Source organism: Flavobacterium sp. Leaf82, from assembly GCF_001422725.1.
Classification (GTDB): Bacteria; Bacteroidota; Bacteroidia; order Flavobacteriales; family Flavobacteriaceae; genus Flavobacterium.
The window spans coordinates 271805-293543 of sequence record NZ_LMMA01000036.1 but is presented as its reverse complement, the minus strand read 5'-3'; the positions used below and the strand labels follow the sequence as shown (position 1 = coordinate 293543).

The 21739-nt window shown below is 34.9% G+C and carries 18 protein-coding genes; 12 read left to right on the top strand and 6 right to left on the bottom strand.

The window, feature by feature from the left end; genetic code table 11:
• Window positions 1-42 precede the first annotated feature (42 nt).
• Window positions 43-525, top strand: a complete 483-nt coding sequence (locus ASF10_RS23035; RefSeq protein ID WP_056254853.1) for a copper resistance protein NlpE N-terminal domain-containing protein — start codon at window positions 43-45, stop codon at window positions 523-525.
• 115 nt (window positions 526-640) lie between these two features.
• Here the strand turns inward: ASF10_RS23035 and ASF10_RS23030 are convergent, their stop codons facing one another.
• Window positions 641-1522, bottom strand: a complete 882-nt coding sequence (locus ASF10_RS23030; RefSeq protein WP_056254851.1) for an AraC family transcriptional regulator — start codon at window positions 1520-1522, stop codon at window positions 641-643.
• Between the two features lie 182 nt (window positions 1523-1704).
• Here ASF10_RS23030 and ASF10_RS23025 point away from each other — a divergent pair, with 182 nt between their 5' ends.
• The 8 genes from ASF10_RS23025 to ASF10_RS22990 all read left to right on the top strand — a co-directional run bounded on the left by ASF10_RS23025 (window position 1705) and on the right by ASF10_RS22990 (window position 9283).
• On the top strand, window positions 1705-2397 hold the full coding sequence (locus ASF10_RS23025; protein ID WP_056254848.1) for an RraA family protein: 693 nt from the start codon (window positions 1705-1707) through the stop codon (window positions 2395-2397).
• Between the two features lie 44 nt (window positions 2398-2441).
• Window positions 2442-3608, top strand: coding sequence for a mandelate racemase/muconate lactonizing enzyme family protein (locus ASF10_RS23020; protein ID WP_056254846.1), 1167 nt, complete (start codon window positions 2442-2444; stop codon window positions 3606-3608).
• Between the two features lie 87 nt (window positions 3609-3695).
• Entirely contained in the window at window positions 3696-4469 is a 774-nt protein-coding gene (locus ASF10_RS23015; RefSeq protein WP_056254843.1) for an SDR family NAD(P)-dependent oxidoreductase, read from the top strand.
• A complete protein-coding gene (locus ASF10_RS23010; RefSeq protein ID WP_056254839.1) occupies window positions 4470-5360 on the top strand; it encodes an SMP-30/gluconolactonase/LRE family protein in 891 nt (296 codons plus the stop codon).
• Between the two features lie 35 nt (window positions 5361-5395).
• Window positions 5396-7048, top strand: coding sequence for a sodium:solute symporter family protein (locus tag ASF10_RS23005; protein WP_056254836.1), 1653 nt, complete (start codon window positions 5396-5398; stop codon window positions 7046-7048).
• Window positions 7049-7059: 11 nt separating this feature from the next.
• A complete protein-coding gene (locus ASF10_RS23000) occupies window positions 7060-7251 on the top strand; it encodes a hypothetical protein (protein WP_056254833.1) in 192 nt (63 codons plus the stop codon).
• 307 nt (window positions 7252-7558) lie between these two features.
• Complete coding sequence (locus tag ASF10_RS22995) at window positions 7559-8689, top strand: XdhC family protein (RefSeq protein WP_056254830.1); 1131 nt, start codon at window positions 7559-7561, stop codon at window positions 8687-8689.
• A gap of 3 nt (window positions 8690-8692) precedes the next feature.
• Window positions 8693-9283, top strand: a complete 591-nt coding sequence (locus ASF10_RS22990; RefSeq protein ID WP_056254829.1) for an NTP transferase domain-containing protein — start codon at window positions 8693-8695, stop codon at window positions 9281-9283.
• Between the two features lie 102 nt (window positions 9284-9385).
• Here the strand turns inward: ASF10_RS22990 and ASF10_RS22985 are convergent, their stop codons facing one another.
• A complete protein-coding gene (locus tag ASF10_RS22985) occupies window positions 9386-10522 on the bottom strand; it encodes a cysteine desulfurase family protein (protein WP_056254826.1) in 1137 nt (378 codons plus the stop codon).
• Between the two features lie 177 nt (window positions 10523-10699).
• On the opposite strand from ASF10_RS22985, the gene ASF10_RS22980 reads away from it, so the two are divergent.
• From ASF10_RS22980 to ASF10_RS22970, 3 genes are read left to right on the top strand one after another with little or no spacing between them, the layout of a single operon-like run.
• Complete coding sequence (locus tag ASF10_RS22980; protein WP_056254823.1) at window positions 10700-11338, top strand: 2Fe-2S iron-sulfur cluster-binding protein; 639 nt, start codon at window positions 10700-10702, stop codon at window positions 11336-11338.
• On the top strand, window positions 11335-12315 hold the full coding sequence (locus ASF10_RS22975) for an FAD binding domain-containing protein (RefSeq protein ID WP_056254820.1): 981 nt from the start codon (window positions 11335-11337) through the stop codon (window positions 12313-12315). Before ASF10_RS22980 ends, ASF10_RS22975 begins: the two co-directional genes overlap by 4 nt.
• 8 nt (window positions 12316-12323) lie before the next feature.
• Complete coding sequence (locus ASF10_RS22970; protein ID WP_056254817.1) at window positions 12324-14522, top strand: xanthine dehydrogenase family protein molybdopterin-binding subunit; 2199 nt, start codon at window positions 12324-12326, stop codon at window positions 14520-14522.
• Window positions 14523-15144: 622 nt separating this feature from the next.
• Here ASF10_RS22970 and ASF10_RS22965 read toward each other — a convergent pair.
• From ASF10_RS22965 to ASF10_RS22950, 4 genes are all read right to left on the bottom strand, one after another.
• Window positions 15145-15708 (bottom strand): DUF2911 domain-containing protein, encoded by a 564-nt coding sequence (locus tag ASF10_RS22965; RefSeq protein ID WP_056254814.1) that lies wholly within the window; start codon window positions 15706-15708, stop codon window positions 15145-15147.
• Window positions 15709-15813: 105 nt separating this feature from the next.
• Window positions 15814-17625, bottom strand: a complete 1812-nt coding sequence (locus ASF10_RS22960; protein WP_056254811.1) for a glycoside hydrolase family 2 protein — start codon at window positions 17623-17625, stop codon at window positions 15814-15816.
• 9 nt (window positions 17626-17634) lie between these two features.
• Window positions 17635-18765, bottom strand: coding sequence for a T9SS type A sorting domain-containing protein (locus tag ASF10_RS22955; RefSeq protein ID WP_056254810.1), 1131 nt, complete (start codon window positions 18763-18765; stop codon window positions 17635-17637).
• A gap of 482 nt (window positions 18766-19247) precedes the next feature.
• Entirely contained in the window at window positions 19248-21665 is a 2418-nt protein-coding gene (locus ASF10_RS22950) for a glycoside hydrolase family 2 protein (RefSeq protein ID WP_056254807.1), read from the bottom strand.
• Window positions 21666-21739: the final 74 nt, after the last annotated feature.

The following is a 21739-nucleotide window of genomic DNA, read 5'->3' as shown; positions in this document are numbered from 1 at the left end:
ATACAAGAATATTCTTATATTTATTCTTTTAAAATATATAATATGAAAAAGTTAGTATTGTTGCTCGTAGTTGTTTGCCTGTTCCTGTCTTGTAATTCTAAAAAAGAACAAGAAACCGTTCAAAATCCCTCTGATGTACTTGACAATGAAAGCACAGAAGATGTTTTGGGACAAGTAATGGTATATGAAGGTTTATTACCCTGCGCTGATTGTGAAGGAATTGAAACCGTATTAAAGATTTATCAGGGCGATGGCACAATCGAATCGCACACATTTGAATTAACAACTGTATATAAAGGAAAACAACCGGAGAAAAAGTTCATAGTAGAAGGAAGCTATAATCTTGAAAGAGGATTAGAAAAAGATCAGGACGGAACAATATATGTTCTTAATTATGATAAACCAGAGGCAAATCAGATATTTTATGGTTACTCTTCTACAAATCCCGATCATTTATTTTTATTAAATAACAAAAGACAGAAAATAAAATCTAAGCTCAATTATTTCTTAACGCTCAACGAATAATAGCATATTTTTAGGCTATAAAAAAGAATTAAAGTGTTTGCAATATAAGCTTTAGTTCTTTTTTGTTTTATAGTAATTTCCATCTGAAATTCTGGATACTTTTTATTTTTCATAATTAATTGAAATTACGAATCATCGAAAATTCTTTTCTATACATGCTCGGTGTTTTCCCAATTAATAGTTTAAAGTACTTATTGAAGTTCACAAAATTTTGATAACCACTTTCGTAACATACATCAGAGATTGATAATTTTTCATCTTGTAAAAGTTTGCAGGCATGTCCGGTTCTTAATTCATTTAAAAAACGTGTAAACGATTTTTGTGCTCTTTTTTTAAAAAATGTGCAAAAAGCCGGAGGAGTCATGTGAGCCACAGAAGAAATAGTTTCTAATGAAATTGGTCTCGTAAAATTCATCATTATATATTTATAGACCTGATTCATTCTTTCGGTATCTTTTTCATTATAAGAATTGCTGTATCCCAAACCGGCAAGTAATTCATATTCATTTGTATGAAGCATTATATTAACGATCTTAAAAAACTCAATTATTTGAGGAAGCCCTTCCATTGTGGTCAGTTTTTCTAAATGCTTCGTTATTTTTTTCTTTGACTTTCCAATAAAACGCATACCTCTGTTTGCTTTTTCAAAAAGCGCATTTTTTTTAGATAATTCCCCAGAATCATTACAGACCTTTTCCAAAAAATTAATTGGAAAATAAATTACAATTGCCTCCACAGATTTATTCTTCTTATAAGTAGTAATAGGTAAATCTTCATACCACATATGAGGCAAATTAGGGCTCATCAAAACCAAGTCACCCTCATGAAAACTGGTAATACTATCACCTATAATCCTTTTGCCATTACTTTTTGTTACAAAACTTAATTCGCAAAAATCATGAAAGTGAAAAGTGGCATCAAAATCATGTTTTTTTACTTTTTTAACAGTAAAAAGAGAAGAATGCTGGTTGGGTAATTCAATTAATATGGCTTTCATAGTACAAATAGTAATGGTATATATCCAGACTAAAACAATATTTTAATATAATTATTATGTTTAAAGTAAAAGTGATTAAAATAGTTTAAGTATCCATTAAGTTAGTGTGAATTGTAAAATAAGATATATCATACTTTTGAATAAGTTTTTATAGGTAATTAATTAATAAAATAAGAAGCAAAATGGAAAGTAAACTTTGGAAGAATGATGAAGAACTTTTTGATATTGTGCGTAAAGAACTTTATACCGCAGTAGTAGGTGATATTATGGATAAAATGGGATTATTAAATCAATTTCTTCCTCCGCAAATACAACCTCTTCGTGATGATATGTTTATAATAGGCCGCGCTATGACAGTATTAGAAGCCGATGTAGTTTCAGATTCCAGCAGTAATAATCCTATTTTAAACAGACCCTTTGGATTAATGTTGGAAGCATTGGATGATCTGAAAAAAAATGAAGTATACATCTGTACAGGTTCATCGCCATCGTATGCATTATGGGGAGAATTAATGGCTACCAGAGCACAAATATTAGGAGCGGCAGGTGCGGTTGTTGATGGATATTCAAGAGATACAAAAGGAATATTAGAACTGAATTTCCCTTCTTTTTCATATGGTCGATATGCACAAGATCAGGCACCACGAGGAAAAGTAATTGACTTTAGGGTACCAATAGAATTAAAAGGAGTACGAATTAATTCCGGTGATATTATTCTTGGCGATATAGACGGAGTTTGTGTAATACCAAAAGAAATCGAAGAAGAAGTTTTTCGATTATCCATTCAAAAAGCAAGAGGAGAAAAAATTGTACAGCAAAAAATACGCGAAGGTATGAGTACCAGAGAAGCTTTTGACCAATTTGGTATCATGTGATATAAAAAGAACTAATCACAATATTCATAGAAACAGACACAAAGATGAAAATTACAGATGTAAAAGTATGGTTGGTAGAAGGTGTTAAATATAACTGGACACTATTAAAAATTTATACAGATACCGGACATACAGGTGTTGGAGAAGCTACAAACTGGCCCGGAAGCCCTATTGTTTATAATGCAGCAAAGCATATAGGAGAAAGAATTATAGGATTAGATCCTATGAAAACAGACTTTATATGGACAAAACTATACCGCGATCTAAACTGGGTTGGACCTTATGGAGCAAGTTTATGTGCTATTAGTGGTATCGATATGGCTTTACTGGACCTTAAAGGAAAAGTATTGGGAACACCATGTTATGAATTACTTGGCGGATCCTTTAGAAAAGATATTTTATTATATGCCAATTATTGGTTTACTGGAGGAGGACATAATGTTGCGGATTATGCAGCTCAGGCTTTAAAAGTAAAAGAAGCGGGATTTACAGGATTAAAATTTGACCCTTTTGCCCACACGAATTATTTGTATGGAGAAGATTTATCATCAAATCTTACCCTTACTTCAGCACAACAAGATCTGGCTTTCAATGTTAGTAAAGCAGTCCGTGACGCAGTAGGACCGGATTTTGATATTATGATAGAAACTCATGCAATGTTAAATTACAGAGTAGCTGTAAAAATGGCGCAGCGTTTATCAGAATTAGATATTACATGGTATGAAGAGCCCGCTGGTCCTGAAAGTGCAGATACTTTAAGAGCAATGAGAGAACGAATTCCTTCTAATATTTCTATATGTGTTGGAGAAAGACATTATACAAGACATGGAATTCGTCCAGTATTAGAAAAAAACATTTGTGATATTATGATGCCCGATATTACACGTTGTGGCGGACCATCTGAAATGAAAAGAATGGCAACCATGATGGAAGCCTATAATGTTTTACTGGCACCTCATAACCCTAATGGACCATTATCAACTTTAGCATCTGCTCATGTATGTGCGTCTGTGCCTAATTTTTTTCGTCAGGAGTTTATGTTCAACGATGTGCCGTGGCGCGATACCGTAATTACCCATCCTATAAAAGATATGATTCATAATGGTCATCTTCGCTTAAGTGAAAGACCGGGACTTGGTGTAGACCTGGTAGAAGAAGAAATGGAAAAACATCCGGGAATAGTAGTTCCAAGACCCGGTTTTTATGTATAAGATTTGTTTCATTATACATGCAACAAAGTAAAAGGTTTAAACGTGATCGTTACTAAAAGAATTTGATTTTATACTAAAAAAAGAAATATGTTTCAAATTGAACTTACAGGAAAAACAGTTTTAATAACTGGCGTTTCCACTGGAATAGGCGCAAGTATTGCAAAAATGGCAGCCAAAGCCGGAGCAAATATTTCCGGTTGTGCGACATCTGCAACTTGCAGTGAATTTGATAAAATCGCTAAAGAAAATTGTGTTCACACACTTTATACAGAATGTGATGTAACCAAAGAAGATGATTTGCGAAAACTAATTCAAAACACAGTTGAAACATTTGGAGGTATTGATGTGTTAATCTCCAATTCCGGAAAAAATATTTTTGAAGGTGCTGCGCATTGCGATGACGAACATTGGATGCAAAACATAGAATTGAATTTGGCTTCGCATTGGCGATTGGCAAAATATTGTAAACCTTATTTAGAAAAAAATAATGGTGTTATTATCATAATGACATCCAATCATGCTTATTCGACTATTCCGGGGTGTTTTCCCTATAATGTTGCCAAAACAGCACTGACAGGTCTAGTTCGTAGTTTAGCCATAGAATGGGGGCCAGCGATAAGAACAGTAGGTATTGCTCCCGGATTTATTGATACTCCCGGAAATCAAAAATGGTTTGATTCTTTTCCGGATTCTAAAATAGAAAAGCAAAGAACAATTGATCTGCATCCCGTAAAAAAAATGGGTTCACCAGAAGAAATAGGAGCCTGGTGCGTTTTTCTGGCAAGTGAATATGCCTCATTTGCAAGCGGAGTTACGTATTTAGTTGATGGAGGGCGAAGTGCATTAATGCAAGATCAGTAAATGAAAATCTGGCAGGCAGTTTCCTTAAATAATCCAGAATCAATTCTTGGAGAAGCTGCAATTTGGAGTTCGCACCACAACCTGTTTTTCTATGTAGACATAGAAGCGCAAAAAGTTGGTAAACTCGATCCTGTTACCAAAATTACTAAAGAACAAAAACTACCGGAGAAAATAGGAACAGTAGTTCCTACAAATGACGGTCGACTTATTCTGGGCTTAGAAAACTCAATTTCTATCTATGATTTTGATTCAGATAAATTAGAAGAGCTAATAAAAATAGAACCCGAAATACCAACAAACAGATCAAATGATGGAAAATGTGATGCTGCCGGCCGACTTTGGATAGGAACAATGAATAAAGATGCAATTGGAGCAGCAGGAGCATTATATTGTTTTGATGGTATTGAAATAAAGAAAATGATTCCGGATCGAAAAGTTTCGAACGGTATTTGCTGGAACATTGATAATAATACCATGTACTACATAGACTCATTTGATTACAACATAAAAAAGTATGATTTTGATTTAATTAAAGGAAATATTTCAAACGAAAGTATCCTCATAGAAATGAATGATCGGAGTTTTACACAAGACGGAATGACAATCGATTCAGAGGGAATGTTATGGGTAGCAATGTGGGGGAAAGGTTGTGTAAACAGATACAATCCGTATTCTGGAGAGCTGCTGGGCATAGTCAAAGTCAATGCTCCAAATGTAAGCTCATGCGCATTTGGAGGAACTGATATGACAGTATTACTAATTACGACTTCAAGCATGGGATTAAGTGAGAAACAATTAAAAGAGTTTCCTGAAAGCGGGACATTATTTTTAGTTGATGTTGCAATTAAAGGAACAGAAATGAACTCATTTAAAATCCACAATAAAATATAAAAGGTTGCTGTATTTTTTCATTTAAACTACTATATATGAGATTAGAATTAATTGATTACCTCATTATTGCTATTTATTTTTTCTTTGTAATCGGGATAGGTTTTTTGCTGAAAAGGCAAGTTAAATCAGCGAATGATTTTTTGATGAGTAATCGCAGTATTCCGTTATGGATAACAAGCCTTGCTTTTATTTCTGCTAATTTAGGCGCACAGGAAGTATTGGGAATGGCGGCAAATGGAGCTAAATACGGACTGTATACCGCACACTATTATTGGCTTGGAGCAGCTTTAGCCATGATTTTCCTGGGTGTATTTATGATGCCGTTTTATTATGGCAGCAAAGCCAGAAGTGTACCCGAATACCTCAAACTGCGGTTCGATGAAAAAACAAGAACGTTCAATGCCTTTAGTTTTGCAGCAATGACAGTCTTTTCATCCGGAGTTTCATTATATGCCTTAGCCATGTTGATGGATGTAATTCTAGGCTGGAATTTTGATCTTTCGATTTGGGTAGCGGCAGCAGTTGTATTTGTTTATATTTTTATGGGCGGTTTAACAAGTGCCGTTTATAATGAAGTCCTGCAATTTTTTCTTATTGTTTTAGGAATAGCACCATTGGTTTTTATTGGTTTATATAAAGTAGGAGGATGGGAAGGAATTGTTGCAAATGTCGCAGATTATAAACTCCACATGTGGAAAGGATTAGATGATCCTTCGCATAATCCAATGGGTGTTGATGCCTTCAGTATGGTTTTTGGACTAGGTTTTGTTTTGGCTTTCGGATATTGGTGTACAGATTTTCTGGTCGTACAAAGAGCAATGATAAGTAAGAACCTGACAGATGCACAAAGAACTCCTATTATAGCCGCCATACCTAAAATATTAATGCCCGCAATCGTCATTTTGCCAGGTATAATAATTCTTGCTTTACAAAGTAAATTTACCGGCTATGAACTCCCAATAAATGCAAACGGAGATACAAATTATAATATGGTATTGCCTGTTTTATTGCAAAAGTTATATCCAAACGGTATTTTAGGAATTGGTATTACAGCTTTAATTGCTTCATTTATGAGTGGTATGGCAGGAAATGTAACCGCATTTAATACCGTATTTACATTTGATATTTATCAATCTCATATTAAGAAAAATGCCTCTGAAAAACATTATTATTATGTTGGTAAAATTGCAACAGTAGCAGGAATATTAATTTCAATTATTACCGCTTATGTGGCCCGTGGCTTTAATAATATAATGGACTTGCTGCAACTGGTATTTAGCTTTGTAAATGCACCACTGTTTGCTACATTTTTTTTAGGCATGTTTTGGAAAAAAACAACAGGACACGGAGCGTTCTGGGGATTAGTTGCAGGCACAATGACTGCTACAATAACGCATGGTCTTACCGTTGCAGAAGGAAAAGGAGGATGGATCGCCAATACACATGAGTATTTTTCAGGAACAAGTCAGGCTTTTAACATTGCGTGGATTGCATTTTTGATGTGTGTTACCGTGACGATTTTAGTGAGTTTGGTTACCAAACCAAAGCCCGAAGAAGAACTCGTAGGATTAGTTTATAGTCTTACCCCAAAACAAATTGATAAAAACAAAGTATGGTATAAAAATCCAATGTGGATGGGAGTTGCTGTTTTAGTGATTACGATTTTATTTAATATTATATTCTTTTAATAACAGACACTATGAATAAATTATATGATTTACGTTTTGTAATTGGAGTTTTCTTTCTAATTATTGGTGTTCTCCTAATTGGTTATGCCTTTGTATCAGAAAGCTTTTCTGAGTATAAAATGAAAATTAATCTTTATTGCGGATTATTATTTTCATCTTTTGGATTATTAATGCTTCTTTTAAAGAAAAACAAGAAATTATAATCTCAATTCAGCGATTATAATTCATTAAATATAGAAGACATAATTTTTAAATAATATCTTAAAAAAAAGATTTAGTTAGTTTTTTTTAAAGCACTGCCTTATAATATATAAGACAGTGCTTTTTTGTTGCAGCAGTTGTCAATTATATTTACTTAAACATTTTGCATATATAGAAAACAGGCGATGATAATAGGAGAATCTCTTTTAATTTTGTTATTAGATTTTTTTTTAGAGTTAATACTTTAGTACTTTTAGATCACAGGCAAAAAAAATAATTCTCTATTTTTGTTCAGATGGATTTATTAGTATGAAGGAAATAAGCGAAATTCTAAAAGCATATTCAGCAGCAAAAGCAGCAGGAAAAAAGGCAGCACTTGCTACAGTAGTCAAAGTTGAAGGTTCATCATACCGTCAGCCCGGAGCTCGCATGCTTGTTACCGAAGATGGTTTGTTAACCGGAGCCATAAGTGGCGGTTGTCTCGAAGGTGATGCATTACGAAAAGCGCTTCTTTCTATAAATCAACAGCAAAATAAACTGATAACCTATAATACAAGTAATGAGAATGACAGCGAAGTAGGTCTGCAATTGGGATGTAACGGGATTGTACATATTCTTTTTGAATATATTAACGATGAAAAAGCAAACAACCCAATTATGCTTTTACAACAATTACAAGCAGAACGTGAAAGTGCTGTAGTGGTAACTTTTTTTTCTTTAAAAAGACAAGCTTTACAATACGGTACAATACTATTTTATAACAAATCAAAAACAATTTATAGTAATGATCTGGCATTAGAAATTCTGCCTGACACAAACCAAGCTTTAGAAAGTAAAACCACAGTTGTAAAAGAATTACAAGATGATAATCATAACGAAGCACTTATAGAATATATAAGCCCGCCCATTTCGCTTATAATTGCCGGAGCAGGAAACGATGTGCAGCCACTTGTAAAAATGGTTTCTCTATTAGGTTGGGAAGTCACCATTGGCGAAGGCCGTGCAACACACGCAGTAACAGCGAGATTTCCGGAATCAAAACAAGTTATGGTAGTAAATCCGGATCAATTTTTAGAAAATATAAACATCGACGATCAGACTTATGTGCTTCTTATGACACATAATTACAAATATGATTTGGCAATGCTAAAGTTGCTTCTCAAAACCAATTGTCCTTACATTGGTATTTTGGGACCAAAAACGAAGCTAAACAGAATGCTCGATGATTTGCTGATCGAAGGAATAAAAGTAACAGAAGAACAATTACAAAGAATTTACGGTCCCATAGGATTAGATATTGGTGCAGAAACATCTGAAGAAATTGCTTTGTCTGTGATTGCAGAAATTAAAGCTGTTATAAGCCGTAAAAATGGAACTTCATTAAAATATAAAGAAGGAAAAATTCATAATACGCTTGAATTAGCATCTCTTAAAAAATAAAATATGGCAAGTAAAATAGCAATTATTATATTGGCCGCCGGAAGTTCTTCGAGATTAGGACGTCCAAAACAATTGCTTGCCTATAAAAATACCACACTTTTACAAAACACTATAAAAGAAGCCTCGTCAGTAGAGAATACTTTTGTGATTGTGGTAACAGGATCAAATCATGATCTCATAAAAACCGACTTAGATTCTTCTAAAATAAAAGTAACATACAACTCAAATTGGGAGTCCGGAATGTCGTCCTCAATAAATAAAGGACTTAGTGAATTATTATTGCTTTATCCGGATTGTGAAAGCTGCATTTTTGCCGTTTGCGATCAGCCTTATGTTATTTCTAAAATTTTTGAGGATTTAATTGCCGAATATCAAAAAACAAACAAAGGAATTATAGCCTCATCTTATGCGGAAACATTAGGAACGCCTGTTCTTTTTGATAAAAAATATTTTAGCAATTTATTAAAATTAGAAGGGCAGGAAGGAGCGAAAAAAATAATCAATAGATTTTTAGATGATGCAGTTTCAATTCCGTTTGAAAAAGGCAATATAGATATTGATACGCCAGAAGATTATTCAGACCTCATTTTTTAAGAAAGTTTCAGAGAAGCAAAGCTTTAGAGTCTTTAATCTTTCTAATCCTTTTAATCAGTGGTAAAAAACCTTGCAATTGCAAGAAAAACTACACCGCAAAAACTAGGAATTTAATTGTTGAACCAAAATCTTAACCCTTTCAACAGCTTCTTTAATTTCGGCTGAAGTGGTGAATTTACCTAAGCTAAAACGTATTGAACTCAATGCATTTTCATCAGATAATCCCAAAGCTTTTAGTACATGCGAAGGTTCTGAAGTAACTGCTGAACACGAAGCCCCGTTAGATACTGAAATATTTTGTAAAGCAAGAATAAGCCTTTCAGAATTTACACCCGGAAAACAAATGTTCGAAGTATTGTACATTCGGTGGTCTTTATCACCGTTGATAAAAGATCCTTCGATTTGTAATAAACCTTCTTCCAGCTCGTCTCGAAGTTTTGTGATTCTTGTTTGATCTGTTTTCATTTCAGCTTCCGCAATTTCGCAGGCTTTTCCCAGTCCAATAATGGCAGGCACATTTAGCGTTCCGCTGCGTAATTTTTGTTGTTGTCCTCCGCCATGCAATTGCGGGATCAGTTTTAATTTCGCTTTAGCAGAAATATATAAAGCACCAATACCCTTTGGCCCATAAAATTTATGAGCAGAAAGTGGCATAAGATCAATGCTCAGTTTTTTTACATCAACAGAAATCTTTCCCACAGCCTGAGTTGCATCACACATAAACAAAGCATTTTTGGTATGAACAATTTTAGATATTGCTTCAATATCCTGAAAAACACCCGTTTCGTTATTAGCAATCATGATAATTACCAGTAGTGTTTTATCAGTAATAGCGTCAGTTAAAAGAGTCAGATCTAAAAGTCCATCGGTCAGAACAGGCAAATAGGTAACATCAAAACCAATAGTTTCCATAAACTGACAGGTTTCTAAAACCGCTTTATGTTCTGTTGCAACAGTTACGATATGTTTTTTAGCTGAATTTGCCAGACCTTTAATCGCCAAATTGATAGATTCTGTGGCGCCGGAAGTAAATATAATTTCCTCTTCGTTTGCACCAATCAGATTTGCTGTTTGCCATTTTGCATTTTCAACAGCTTCCTGAATCGTCAATCCCGCAAGATGATTACTGCTCGCATTTGCATATGATTCTATAAAATACGGAAGCATAAAATCAAGCACACGTTGATCAAGACGAGTTGTAGCGTTGTTATCCAGATATATAAAGTGCTGTTGAGACATAATTGGTACTTGTTCTTGTAAAAATACAATTTAGAATTTTAAAGTAACAGGATTTTCTCGCAATTGAAATTTATTCTAAATAAAGGATTGGTTTGAATTTTGTAACTTTTTGTTCTTTAAGATCGTTAAATTTGTTAGAATACCTTAAGTGATTTTGCTAATTTAAAAATAGATTGAATGGCTGCTAAAAAAATAAATCCGAATAAAGAAACCGAGACAGATGCAAATTCTCGTCGTGACTTTATAAAAAAATCTGGACTTTTTACCGCTCTCGCACTGACACCGCCTTCATTGGTGATGGCATCCGAGAATAAATGGGATGAAAAAATAGCTGAATATTTAGAAACAGTTCCACTTTCTATCGAAGTAAATGGCAAAATACACAATCTTAATATTGAGCCAAGAACTACTTTACTTGATTTATTAAGAGAACAATTACTACTTACAGGAACTAAAAAAGGCTGTGACCACGGACAATGTGGTGCGTGTACAGTTCATGTAAACGGCACCAGAATATTATCCTGCCTGTCATTGGCATCCATGCAGCAAAATGCACAGGTAACCACAATTGAAGGACTTTCGAAAGGTAAAAAACTACACCCAATGCAGGAAGCTTTCATAAAAAATGATGGTTTTCAGTGTGGGTATTGTACGCCCGGACAAATCATGTCAGGAATTGCCTGTATCAAAGAAGGTCATGCCAACAGCCGAGATGAAATTAGAGAATATATGAGCGGAAATATCTGTAGATGTGGCGCTTATCATAATATTGTAGACGCAATTACAGAAGTGAAGGAAGGAGGGATGACACTATGAAAAACTTTCAAATAATAAGAGCATTGTCATCAAAATCTGCGGTATCAAGTATTGCCAAAGAAAATTCGGCTATGTTTATTGCAGGCGGAACCAATCTGGTCGATCTGATGAAAAAGAATGTTGTCGCTCCCGATAAACTTATTGATATAAATGGAGTAGATCTTAAAAAAATAGAATTCCTCACCGGAAAAGTTTCCATTGGTGCATTGGCTAAAAATAGTCAGGTTGCAGAAGATCAGTTGATAAAAGAAAGTTATCCTTTACTTGCACTAGCACTCGCTGCCGGAGCATCGCAACAAATCAGGCATATGGCAAGCGTAGGAGGAAATATGCTGCAACGCACACGCTGTTCTTATTTTTATAATACAGATATGCCCTGCAACAAACGTGTCCCTAAAAGTGGCTGCGGAGCAATTGGCGGAGCAAATAGAATGCACGCTATTTTTGGTGCTTCGGATAGTTGTATCGCCGTACATCCAAGTGATATGTGTGTGGCACTCGCAGCATTAGACGCAACTGTTTTTGTAGAAGGACCAAAAGGGAAAAGAGAAATCAATTTTACAGATTTTCATCGTCTTCCGGGAAATACTCCTGAAAAAGACAATACACTTCTGGACAAGGAAATAATTACCTCAATTGAAATTCCCAACAATAATTTTACTAAAAATGTACATTATCTAAAAGTCCGTGACCGCAGCAGTTATGCTTTTGCACTAATATCTGTAGCTGTGGGATTAGATATAAAAAACAATACAATCAATGATGCCAGACTTGCTATGGGCGGTGTGGCACATAAACCGTGGAGACTTACGGAAGCTGAAGAATTTTTGAAAGGAAAAACAGTTTCTGAAAAAACATTCAGACAAGCTGCAGACCTCGCAATGAAAGGCGCCAGAAGTTATGGCGATAATGATTTTAAACTGACTCTTGGACCCAATGCAATCACCGAAGCATTAACTATAGCAGCATCTAAATAATTCCAATTATGAGCAAGACAAGTAATATAAACAGAGTTGACGGATTTGCTAAAGTAACGGGTTCAGCAACTTATTCAGCAGAATATAAAACTCCGGGCGTGGCGTATGCCTGTTTGGTAGGAAGTACGATTGCTAAAGGCAGAATTAAATCAATTGAGACTAAAAAAGCAGAATGGGCGCCGGGAGTTCTGGCAGTAATCACACACTTGAATGTAGATAAACCAGCCGGATACGAACAACCCAAAAAGCGTGATAATTTAGGACAGCCCCTGCAAATATTCAAAGATGATACTGTACGTTATTACGATCAGCCAATTGCTTTGATAGTGGCGGATACTTTTGAACGTATGCAATATGCAGCCAGTCTGATCAAAGCAGAATATTTAAAAGAAGAGCACTCAACAGAACTTGAAAAAGTTAAAAATAATGGTAAAACACCAGAGCGTGCAAAAGATTATAACCGCGGAATTGAAGATGGATATAAAAATGCAGAAGTAGTTGTAGAAGAACAATATACAATCCCTACAGAAGTTCATAATCCGATGGAATTAGCGAATATTATCGCAAAATGGAATGGTAATAAACCTATTTTATATACTAAAAGCCAAGGCGTTGAAGGCACGAGAAAAAGTGTTGCAAATGTTTTTGGAATTCTTCCAGAAGATGTTGAGGTACATTCAGAATATCTTGGAGGTGCTTTTGGAATGGGATTGCATACCTGGCCATACGAAATTGCAGCGCTTATAGCATCAAAAAAAATTGCCCGTCCGGTTAAATTAGTTTTGCACCGCGAGCAAATGTTTACCAATGTTGGTTTTCGTCCGTATACCATTCAAAAAATGGGATTAGGAGCAACCAAAGATGGTAAACTTACCGGATTAACGCATGAAGCAATCGCGCAGACTTCAAGTTATGAAGACTTTACAGAAGCAACCGTAAACATGTCAAGATTTATGTATGATTGTGCCAACGTTTCTACCAAATATAAAATTGTAGAAATGGATACTTGTACGCCAATCTGGATGCGTGGTCCGGGTGAAGCAACCGGTTCGTTTGCATTAGAAAGTGCTATAGATGAACTCGCACATAAATTAAACATGGATCCTATTGAGTTTCGTAAGCGCAATCACGCCGAAAAAGACCTGGAACAAAACAAACCCTGGAGCAGTAAATATCTTTTAGAATGTTATGATGCAGGAATCGAACGAATTGGCTGGAAAAACAGAAAAAACGAACCCGGATCTGTTCGTGAAGGCGAATGGCTTGTGGGCTACGGAATGGGAACAGGAACTTTTGGTTCGTACAGAAATCCAACCACTGTAAAAGCAAAATTTTTAGCAGATGGAAGTTTACTTCTGCAATGCAGTGTAAACGATATGGGACCCGGAACAGCAACTATGATGACCGCAATTGGAGCCGAAATTACAGGAATACCAACTGAAAATGTAATTATCGAAATGGGAAAAAGCGGACTGCCAAAAGGTCCAACCCAAGGAGGTTCTGCAACGACTTCATCTGTAGGTTCTGCCGTTCATGATGCCTGTAATTTGTTAGTAAGCAAAACGTTGGGTCTTGCGACAGAAAATGAAACTTTTAAAAATATCCCTATAAGTGATCTAAGTTTTGCAAATGGATCAGTATCGTCTAAAAAAGACAGTAAAAAAACGCTTAGTTTAGTTTCACTACTTGGCGCAAATAAACTCGAAGAACTATCAGTAGAAAATGAATCTAAAGGATCAGAAGATGCTAAGAAATATTCTATTTATTCGTTTTCAGTACATTTTGTAAAAGTATTGGTGAATCCTAATTTAGGAAAAATCAGAATTGCGCACGTGGTTTCCTGTGCTGATATTGGAACAGTAATCAATCAGAAAACATCAGCAGGACAAATGTATGGAGGAGCTGTGGGCGGAATCGGAATGGGATTAATGGAATCCTTGGAAATCGATCATCGTTTTGGCAGGGCAATCAACAATAATTTTGCCGATTATCATGTTCCCGTAAATGCCGATATTGAAAAACAAGAAGTATTCTTCGTCAATAAAAAAGACCCAGTCAGTAACCCAATGGGAACAAAAGGACTTGGTGAAACAGCTTTGGTAGGAATGGCGCCGGCAATTGCAAATGCAGTTTTTAATGCAACAGGAAAACGGGTAAGGGATTTACCAATTACGTTAGATAAAATATTAGAAACCGCTAAGGTTTAATATAAAAAGAGATATTGAAAAATATCTCTTTTTTGTTATTCATCAAAGTCCCTGAGGGATGCAATATTTATAGAATGTATTTGTAATTAATTAAAGAGCCCCGTAGGGGTGAAATATTTATAGAAATGTATTTGTAATTAATCAAAGAGCCCCGTAGGGGTGAAATATTTATATCGTCACGTTTGTTATAAATATATCGCTCCGCTGGAGCTTTGGATGGTGAATTTATATTGGTTATAAATATATCGCTCCGCTGGAGCTTATTTCGCTAATTAAATTTTTTGGTTATAAATATATCGCTCCGCTGGAGCTTATTTCGCTAATTAAATTTTTGGCTATAAATATATCGCTCCGCTGGAGCTTATTTCGCTAATTAAATTTTTGGCTATAAATATATCGCTCCGCTGGAGCTTATTTTGCTAACTAAATTTTTGGCTATAGATATATCGCTCCGCTGGAGCTTACTTTCCTAACTAATTTTCTATAAATATATCGCTCCTATGGAGCTTATCTTGTGAGCTGAATTTTTAGTCTATTGGAACTTTAATTGATTTTTACATTCAATTTTAAACAAAAAAAGGAGACATTAAATGTCTCCTTTTTGATATCAAAAAATGATTAATTATTTAACCGTAATAGGCAATTCAACAGTTGTTTTGTCCCATCCAATAACCAAATTAGCAACAGCATCTTTACTTGTAAAAGCAATAGATAAAGCTTCAATTACTTCAGATACTGGTTTTACAGGAACAGAAACCCTTACGACATCTTTACTTTCATCATATGCATAACCTCCCCATAAATCAAGTTCTTTGTTAATGATAATTGTCCATTTGTCTTTTTCAGGAATAGCAAAAAGGCTATAAGTACCAGCAGCAATTTTTTTACCACCAATTGTTACTGGTTTGTAAAATTTAATTTCTGTATTTTCATTAGCACCAACTCTCCAAACTTCTCCAAACTTTACAATATCACCAAAAATTGTACGTCCTTTTACAGAAGGTCTTGCGTAAATAACTTTTACAACAGGATTTGGATTATCAGTTTTTTTGAATTTAACTGCTTTGTTTGGGAAATAAGAAATATCAACCGGACTTGCATCAAGCGGAGCAAATTTTACTACATCTTGTGCTTGAACTGTAAAGGCAGCAAATAAAGTAACTACCAGTAAACTTAATTTTTTCATAGGATTACAATTTTTAGAATAACTACAAAGTAAGTTAATAATGAAGAAAAATCATATAATTACAGCCTGTTTTTTGTTAATGAATTGATAACGGTTCTTAAAATTTTATTGTTCTTTTTTCTTTTTTGCGTACCAATCCTGCATGATATAAAAAGCTTTCTTTTTATTGCCATCGTTTGAGATCAGTCCTTTTCGGTTATAACCGTCCTGAATTCCCGGCAATAGTCTTTTTGGTGATCTAAAATCCACCAGAATCCACGGGCTTAAACCACTAAGATGAGGTATTTTTTCAATCATCTTCAAATTCTGGATGTATAAATATTCCTGATATTCTTCTGTCCAGCGCTCATTTTTTTCTCCGTGGAATCCTTGTTTTGCATCTCCGCCAAATTCAGAAACGATGACAGGTTTGTTGTATTTGGTTTTCCATAAAATTTTCTCGGCATCTTCCAGTTTTCCGCCGTACCAGCCTAAATATTGATTGAATGAAATTATATCCAGATATTGACCAATTTCATCATTAATAGTTCCAAAACCATTTCCGCTTTGCGTTAATAAAGCCGCACTGATTAATCTGGTATTGTCTAAAGATTTGGTGTGATCTACCAGATTTTTTATAAAAACATTTCTGGCGTCAGATATTGGTGTTTCATTTGCCATTGACCAGATAACAATACACGCCCTGTTTTTATCTCTTGTAATTGCTGCTGTCAATTGGTCTTCGGCATTCTTATACGTGTTTTGATTGGTAAATTCAACTGTCCAGTATACCGGAATTTCTTCCCAAACCATCAAACCCATTTTATCAGCCGTTCTTATAATATTCTCATTATGCGGATAATGTGCCAGACGAACATAATTGCACCCCAATTCTTTTGCCCAGTTTAGCAATCGCAAAGCATCTTCTTCAGAATTGGCACGTCCGCCTTTTGCATTTTCTTCATGCATAGAAATTCCGCGTAAGAAGATTTGTTTCCCATTCAAAATAATTTTGTCTTCCTGCGTTTCAATTGTTCTAAAACCAATAGTATCTTTTAGTTTTTGTCCATTAAAATTAATTATTACTTCGTATAATTTTGGGTTTTCAGGAGACCAGTACGAGATTTTTTTCGTCGGAATTTCAAAATTTAAAATTCCGTCACTACCAATTTTTCCTTTATAATTAATTTTAAGTTCCGGAATCGAAATCGTCACATCATTTTGTGCCGAATTATAATTATTGATTTTAATAAAACCAGCAATCAAATCCTTATTATTCTTTTTAAGCTGAATGTTGTAATCTTCAACAAAAGACTCATTTTCTTCAATAAGAGTAACATCGCGCGTGATTCCGCCATAATTCCACCAGTCCGTATTAATAGTAGGAACATCTTCTTTATGCCTTGTATTATCTACTTTTACAACCAGATAATTGTCTTTTGGTTTTACAATCGAAGTAATCTCATAATTAAAAGGCGTAAAACCGCCTTCATGAGTTCCAAGTTTTTTTCCGTTCAAATAAACATCTGCTTTATAATTTATCGCTCCCAAATAAACAAAAAGACGTTTTTTTTCTTTTAGATTATAATCAAATGATTTTTTGAACCACACATTTCCTTCGTAATATTTAAGCTCCGGAATCTGCGAATTCCAATCTCCAGGAATAGTAATTGTTGGAGATTTATCAAAATCATATTCTACTAATTCCTGTTTATTCACAGCATGATAATTGTTGAAAAATGCACCATTTGATGGCTTTTCCTGTTTGTCATACTGATCAAGATGAAAACTGTAAAATCCTGTTTGATACGGATCAACAATATAATTCCAAACCCCGTTTAAAGAAGTTGTATTTCGATTAGGAATATTTGAAATCAGGTTTTGTGCCTGCCCAATAAAGACAGCAGTTAACAGTAATAAGGTTATGAGTTTTTTCATGGGTAAAATTTATTTTTTAATCATTTTTATGCCTTTGGAAAGATTGTTTCCTTTTTTGAATTTTACAATATAAAGTCCCGATTTTAAAGACGACACATTAATATTTTCAGAAATAGTATCATTGTCAAGTACTTTTTTTCCACTATTATCATAGATTCTAATACCGTCATACTGGTTTAATATCGTTTCTGATAGTTGAAGTTTGTCAGCAACAGGATTCGGAAATTGAATAATATCTGTATTTTCTTTCGAATGCTCTTTTGTAGATAAAGCAGTCAATTCCTCAATACTAAAATCCGAAAAACGCATCGCTTCATCTCTCATATTCGCAATATCACTCAAACTGCGATAGATTCCCCATTTCGGTCTGATGAAAGAATTTGCAGCATAAACAACTCCCGTTGTCGAAGTATAGGCCGGACGAATCGTTTGAATATTGGTATTACTATAATCCATCAAAACAGTTCCGTCGCTTACTTTTTTGATTGTTATCGCATAAGTTCCCTGCAAACCTACTTTTATGGTTTCTGTAGCTTCGACCCAAATTCCTTCAAACAAAGACATATTTAGGTTTTGATATTTTATAGTTGCAGCAGCTGCATCTTTGTCATAAATCAATTCTAATTTAGTTGTTCCGTTAGATAATTTTCTTAAAGTCAAAGTAAACAAAGGATCATCATCGTCGCCATCAACAGCTTTAACCTGATGAATATGTGTAAAGCTCGTCGTAGGTTTAAATCCTGCCGGCACTTTAAAACGCCATTTATATTGTACGGTTTCGCCAATAATTCCCTTTAAATTATCCGGAGAAGGCGCATAAGATTTTATTTCGACACGTTGTCTGTCCGTTTTTCCTGCAACAGGTTCATTATCCGGAGGCGTATTACTCACATGCGAATAAAACTCAAAAACATTTTTATTGAGTTCCGTATCAAAAACTTCAGCAATATGACGTCCAAAACCAGGATGAATCGCATCTGGAGCTTCAATCGCTCCGTTTGCCGTTCCGGGTGCCAATGCATTTGTAATTAATTCATAAGTTCCAACTCCGCCCGGACCATCGGCATTTAGGATTACTTGTGCGCTAGTTGTGAAGCTTGTGAGTAGTAAAGCAATTCCGTAAAAGATTGTATTTTTCATAGTGGTTGATCTTTATTATAGTAATCCCGAAAAGTTTTTTTGCCACAGATTATTAGGATAAAAAGGATTTTGTTTTACACAGATTTTGCAGATTAAACAAATTTTTTATTAATCATACTTAAGTCTAGTTTGTCATTTCGAGGAACGAGAAATCTTCACGAGAAACTCTACAAAGATTAGCTCCTTATTATGGAGTTACTTACGAAGATTTCTCCTCTGTCGAAATGACAAACTATCGCAATTTTACATAAACTCTGCAGCTTTATTCTCATTTTTTGTCATTTCGACGAAAGGAGAAATCACACTAAAAATTCCGCAAACAATGTCAATACTCTTTGTAGAGTTACGAGTGTGATCCTTTGTTTCTCAGGATGACAAAAATCTGCTTAATCTGTAAAATCAGCGAGAAACAAAAAACTTCGCGTTCCTTGCGTATCCCGATAGCTATCGGGATTGCTAACTTTGCGGTTAAGCGGTTAAACCTAATTAACTAAAATCTTCAAATATTCTCCTTTAAAACTCTGATTCAAAGCCGTCATTTCTATTGGAGCGCCTGATCTGTCAGGAACAACTTCGATAGATGCTTTTCCGTTTGCCATTTTTATCGATTCACTTCCCGTTGGAGTTCCTTGACTTTTCATGGTTTTTCCGCCTTTCAAACATTGAAAATAAACACTTTCTTCATAATCTAAACAACGCAAATTATTATTATCAATTGCAATTGCAGTTACTAAATAATTGCCATTTTTTAATTTTTGAGAAGATAATTGTAAAGAAGTTGCCGTATCATTTTTATTAAAACGATAATTTACTTTTATAGTATCCGAAACTTTTTTCCCGTCTTTTGTTTCTCCAACAGCAATCAGAATATTTTCGCCTTTCTGGAAATTCACATCCCAAGTTAAGCCATTTGCAGGATAAACTGAAAGATTTCTTTGCTTTTGTCCCAATGATTTTCCCTGATGAAATAAAGTAACTTTCTCGCAATTGCTAAAAACACTCAAAGTTCTCGGCATATTTTCAGGACCCTGGCGTTCTGTCCAGGTATGCGATTCGATGTAGGTAAAAGGTTCCTCGCTCCAGTAACTTTTAAAAACGTAATACGCATCTTTCGGATTTCCGTTACGATCTACCAATCCTTTTTGATTCATGTACGGAATATCATCTTCCGGACGTAACGGCGTTGCAAAATCCTTAAATGCCCATTGAACATTACCCACAAACGTTGGATCATTCTCGGAAATATGCAAATGCCAGTCAAATAAATCAACGATATAATTTTCGCTCCAATCGCCAATTTGTGCAATATTTGCTACTTTGGTTTGCACGATAGCTTCTTCCCAACCTTCAGATTTTATAATATTTTCGCCTGTAATCGGGTTTTCGCTATGACGACCTACGTGACTGTCTCCGCCATATTCTGCATGAATAAAATGTTTGTATTCTTTTTTATAAACGTCAATTGCTTTTTGGTAGTTTTTATAACTTCCGGAATACCAGCCCGACCAGATAGAAGGGGAGAAGACATCTACAATTTGTGAACCTTCGTAATACTTTCTAATCGCCGTTTTTCTTGTCGGATCCATTTTGTGCGCAATGTCGTTGAGTTCCGTCAGGAATACATTCGTTTTTTCGGTGTTATCTCCGTCAGGAAAATCAGGAAGCCAATTCATTTCATTTCCAAGCGACCAAATAATGATACTTGGATGATTGTAATTCTGATTAATGATTTCGGCAAGCATATTTTTAGTATTCGTTTGCCAAAGTTCACCGCCAATTCCGCCACGACACCAAGGCAATTCATCCCAAACCAATAAACCCAATTCATCACAGGCTTTGTAAATTTCAGGATCTTGCGGATAATGCGCCAGACGAACAAAATTAGCGCCCATTTTTTTGATAGATTCCATATCAGCGCGATGTTGTTCGTTGCTCATGGCTGCGCCAACTCCGGCTTGTTCTTCATGACGATGTGTACCGCGAATCAATAAACGTTTTCCGTTAAGATAAAACGGACCGTGATCTTTAAATTCAAACCATCTAAAACCTACTTTCTCATTTAAGCTGTCTCTTATTTGATTTTTTTCCGATAAAAAAGCAGTTACTTTATATAAATTTGGTTTTTGAGTATCCCACAATTCAGGATTTTTCAGGTTTTCAAATCTAATAATGGTTGTTTTATCCAAAACCGGAATCGTTTTACTGGCAACTTTTTTTCCTTTCGGATTTTTAAGAACTACAGTTAACGATAAATCTTTGGCATTATCCGGATTTACGGTTGAAGCCACAATATTCAAAGAAGCTTTTTTAGCCGAAACTTCCGGTGTTGTAATTTTTAAATTCTCGATATGATTTTTGTATTTAGACAATAACCAGACATCGCGGGTTATTCCGCCATAAATAAAGAAATCACTTTTTTGAGACGGAATGACTTCGATATCATAACTATTATCAACCCGAACAAAAATTTCGTTGTTTCCTTCTTTGATAAAATTCGTAATATCAATAGTAAAACCAATATATCCGCCAATATGTCCTCCGGCTTCTTTACCGTTTACATATACTTTTGTGGTTACATTCGATCCTTCAAAATACAAATAGTAACGTTTGTTTGGGTCTATTTGCGTGATGTTTAGCTTTTTTTGATACCAGCTTGCATCGCGTCTGTAACCCGGATTAAGATCTGTTGCATCTTCGGCGTTCCAGGTGTGAGGTAAATTTAAGGAAGTCCAATTTGTCGCTTTTTGTGCTTCGTTAATATTTGAAGTATGATTTTCAAGATACAGCCAGTTTTCATTGATATTCATCTTTGTCTGAGCAAAACTGCCCAGACAAATTTGAAAAAAAACAAAAAGCGCAATAATAGAAAATGTATTATTTTGATATAATGAGTTCTTCATAGGTTTTTTAGGTTCTGAGGTTCTAAGGTACTGAGTTGCTGAGGCTAAAAACCTTAGTCCCTCAGAACCTTAGT

Bases quoted from the DNA above. Each gene is read 5' to 3' on its own strand.
- ASF10_RS23035 (WP_056254853.1), top strand. From the start codon at position 43: ATGAAAAAGTTAGTATTGTTGCTCGTAGTTGTTTGCCTGTTCCTGTCT.
- ASF10_RS23030 (WP_056254851.1), bottom strand. From the start codon at position 1,522: ATGAAAGCCATATTAATTGAATTACCCAACCAGCATTCTTCTCTTTTT.
- ASF10_RS23025 (WP_056254848.1), top strand. From the start codon at position 1,705: ATGGAAAGTAAACTTTGGAAGAATGATGAAGAACTTTTTGATATTGTG.
- ASF10_RS23020 (WP_056254846.1), top strand. From the start codon at position 2,442: ATGAAAATTACAGATGTAAAAGTATGGTTGGTAGAAGGTGTTAAATAT.
- ASF10_RS23015 (WP_056254843.1), top strand. From the start codon at position 3,696: ATGTTTCAAATTGAACTTACAGGAAAAACAGTTTTAATAACTGGCGTT.
- ASF10_RS23010 (WP_056254839.1), top strand. From the start codon at position 4,470: ATGAAAATCTGGCAGGCAGTTTCCTTAAATAATCCAGAATCAATTCTT.
- ASF10_RS23005 (WP_056254836.1), top strand. From the start codon at position 5,396: ATGAGATTAGAATTAATTGATTACCTCATTATTGCTATTTATTTTTTC.
- ASF10_RS23000 (WP_056254833.1), top strand. From the start codon at position 7,060: ATGAATAAATTATATGATTTACGTTTTGTAATTGGAGTTTTCTTTCTA.
- ASF10_RS22995 (WP_056254830.1), top strand. From the start codon at position 7,559: ATGAAGGAAATAAGCGAAATTCTAAAAGCATATTCAGCAGCAAAAGCA.
- ASF10_RS22990 (WP_056254829.1), top strand. From the start codon at position 8,693: ATGGCAAGTAAAATAGCAATTATTATATTGGCCGCCGGAAGTTCTTCG.
- ASF10_RS22985 (WP_056254826.1), bottom strand. From the start codon at position 10,522: ATGTCTCAACAGCACTTTATATATCTGGATAACAACGCTACAACTCGT.
- ASF10_RS22980 (WP_056254823.1), top strand. From the start codon at position 10,700: ATGGCTGCTAAAAAAATAAATCCGAATAAAGAAACCGAGACAGATGCA.
- ASF10_RS22975 (WP_056254820.1), top strand. From the start codon at position 11,335: ATGAAAAACTTTCAAATAATAAGAGCATTGTCATCAAAATCTGCGGTA.
- ASF10_RS22970 (WP_056254817.1), top strand. From the start codon at position 12,324: ATGAGCAAGACAAGTAATATAAACAGAGTTGACGGATTTGCTAAAGTA.
- ASF10_RS22965 (WP_056254814.1), bottom strand. From the start codon at position 15,708: ATGAAAAAATTAAGTTTACTGGTAGTTACTTTATTTGCTGCCTTTACA.
- ASF10_RS22960 (WP_056254811.1), bottom strand. From the start codon at position 17,625: ATGAAAAAACTCATAACCTTATTACTGTTAACTGCTGTCTTTATTGGG.
- ASF10_RS22955 (WP_056254810.1), bottom strand. From the start codon at position 18,765: ATGAAAAATACAATCTTTTACGGAATTGCTTTACTACTCACAAGCTTC.
- ASF10_RS22950 (WP_056254807.1), bottom strand. From the start codon at position 21,665: ATGAAGAACTCATTATATCAAAATAATACATTTTCTATTATTGCGCTT.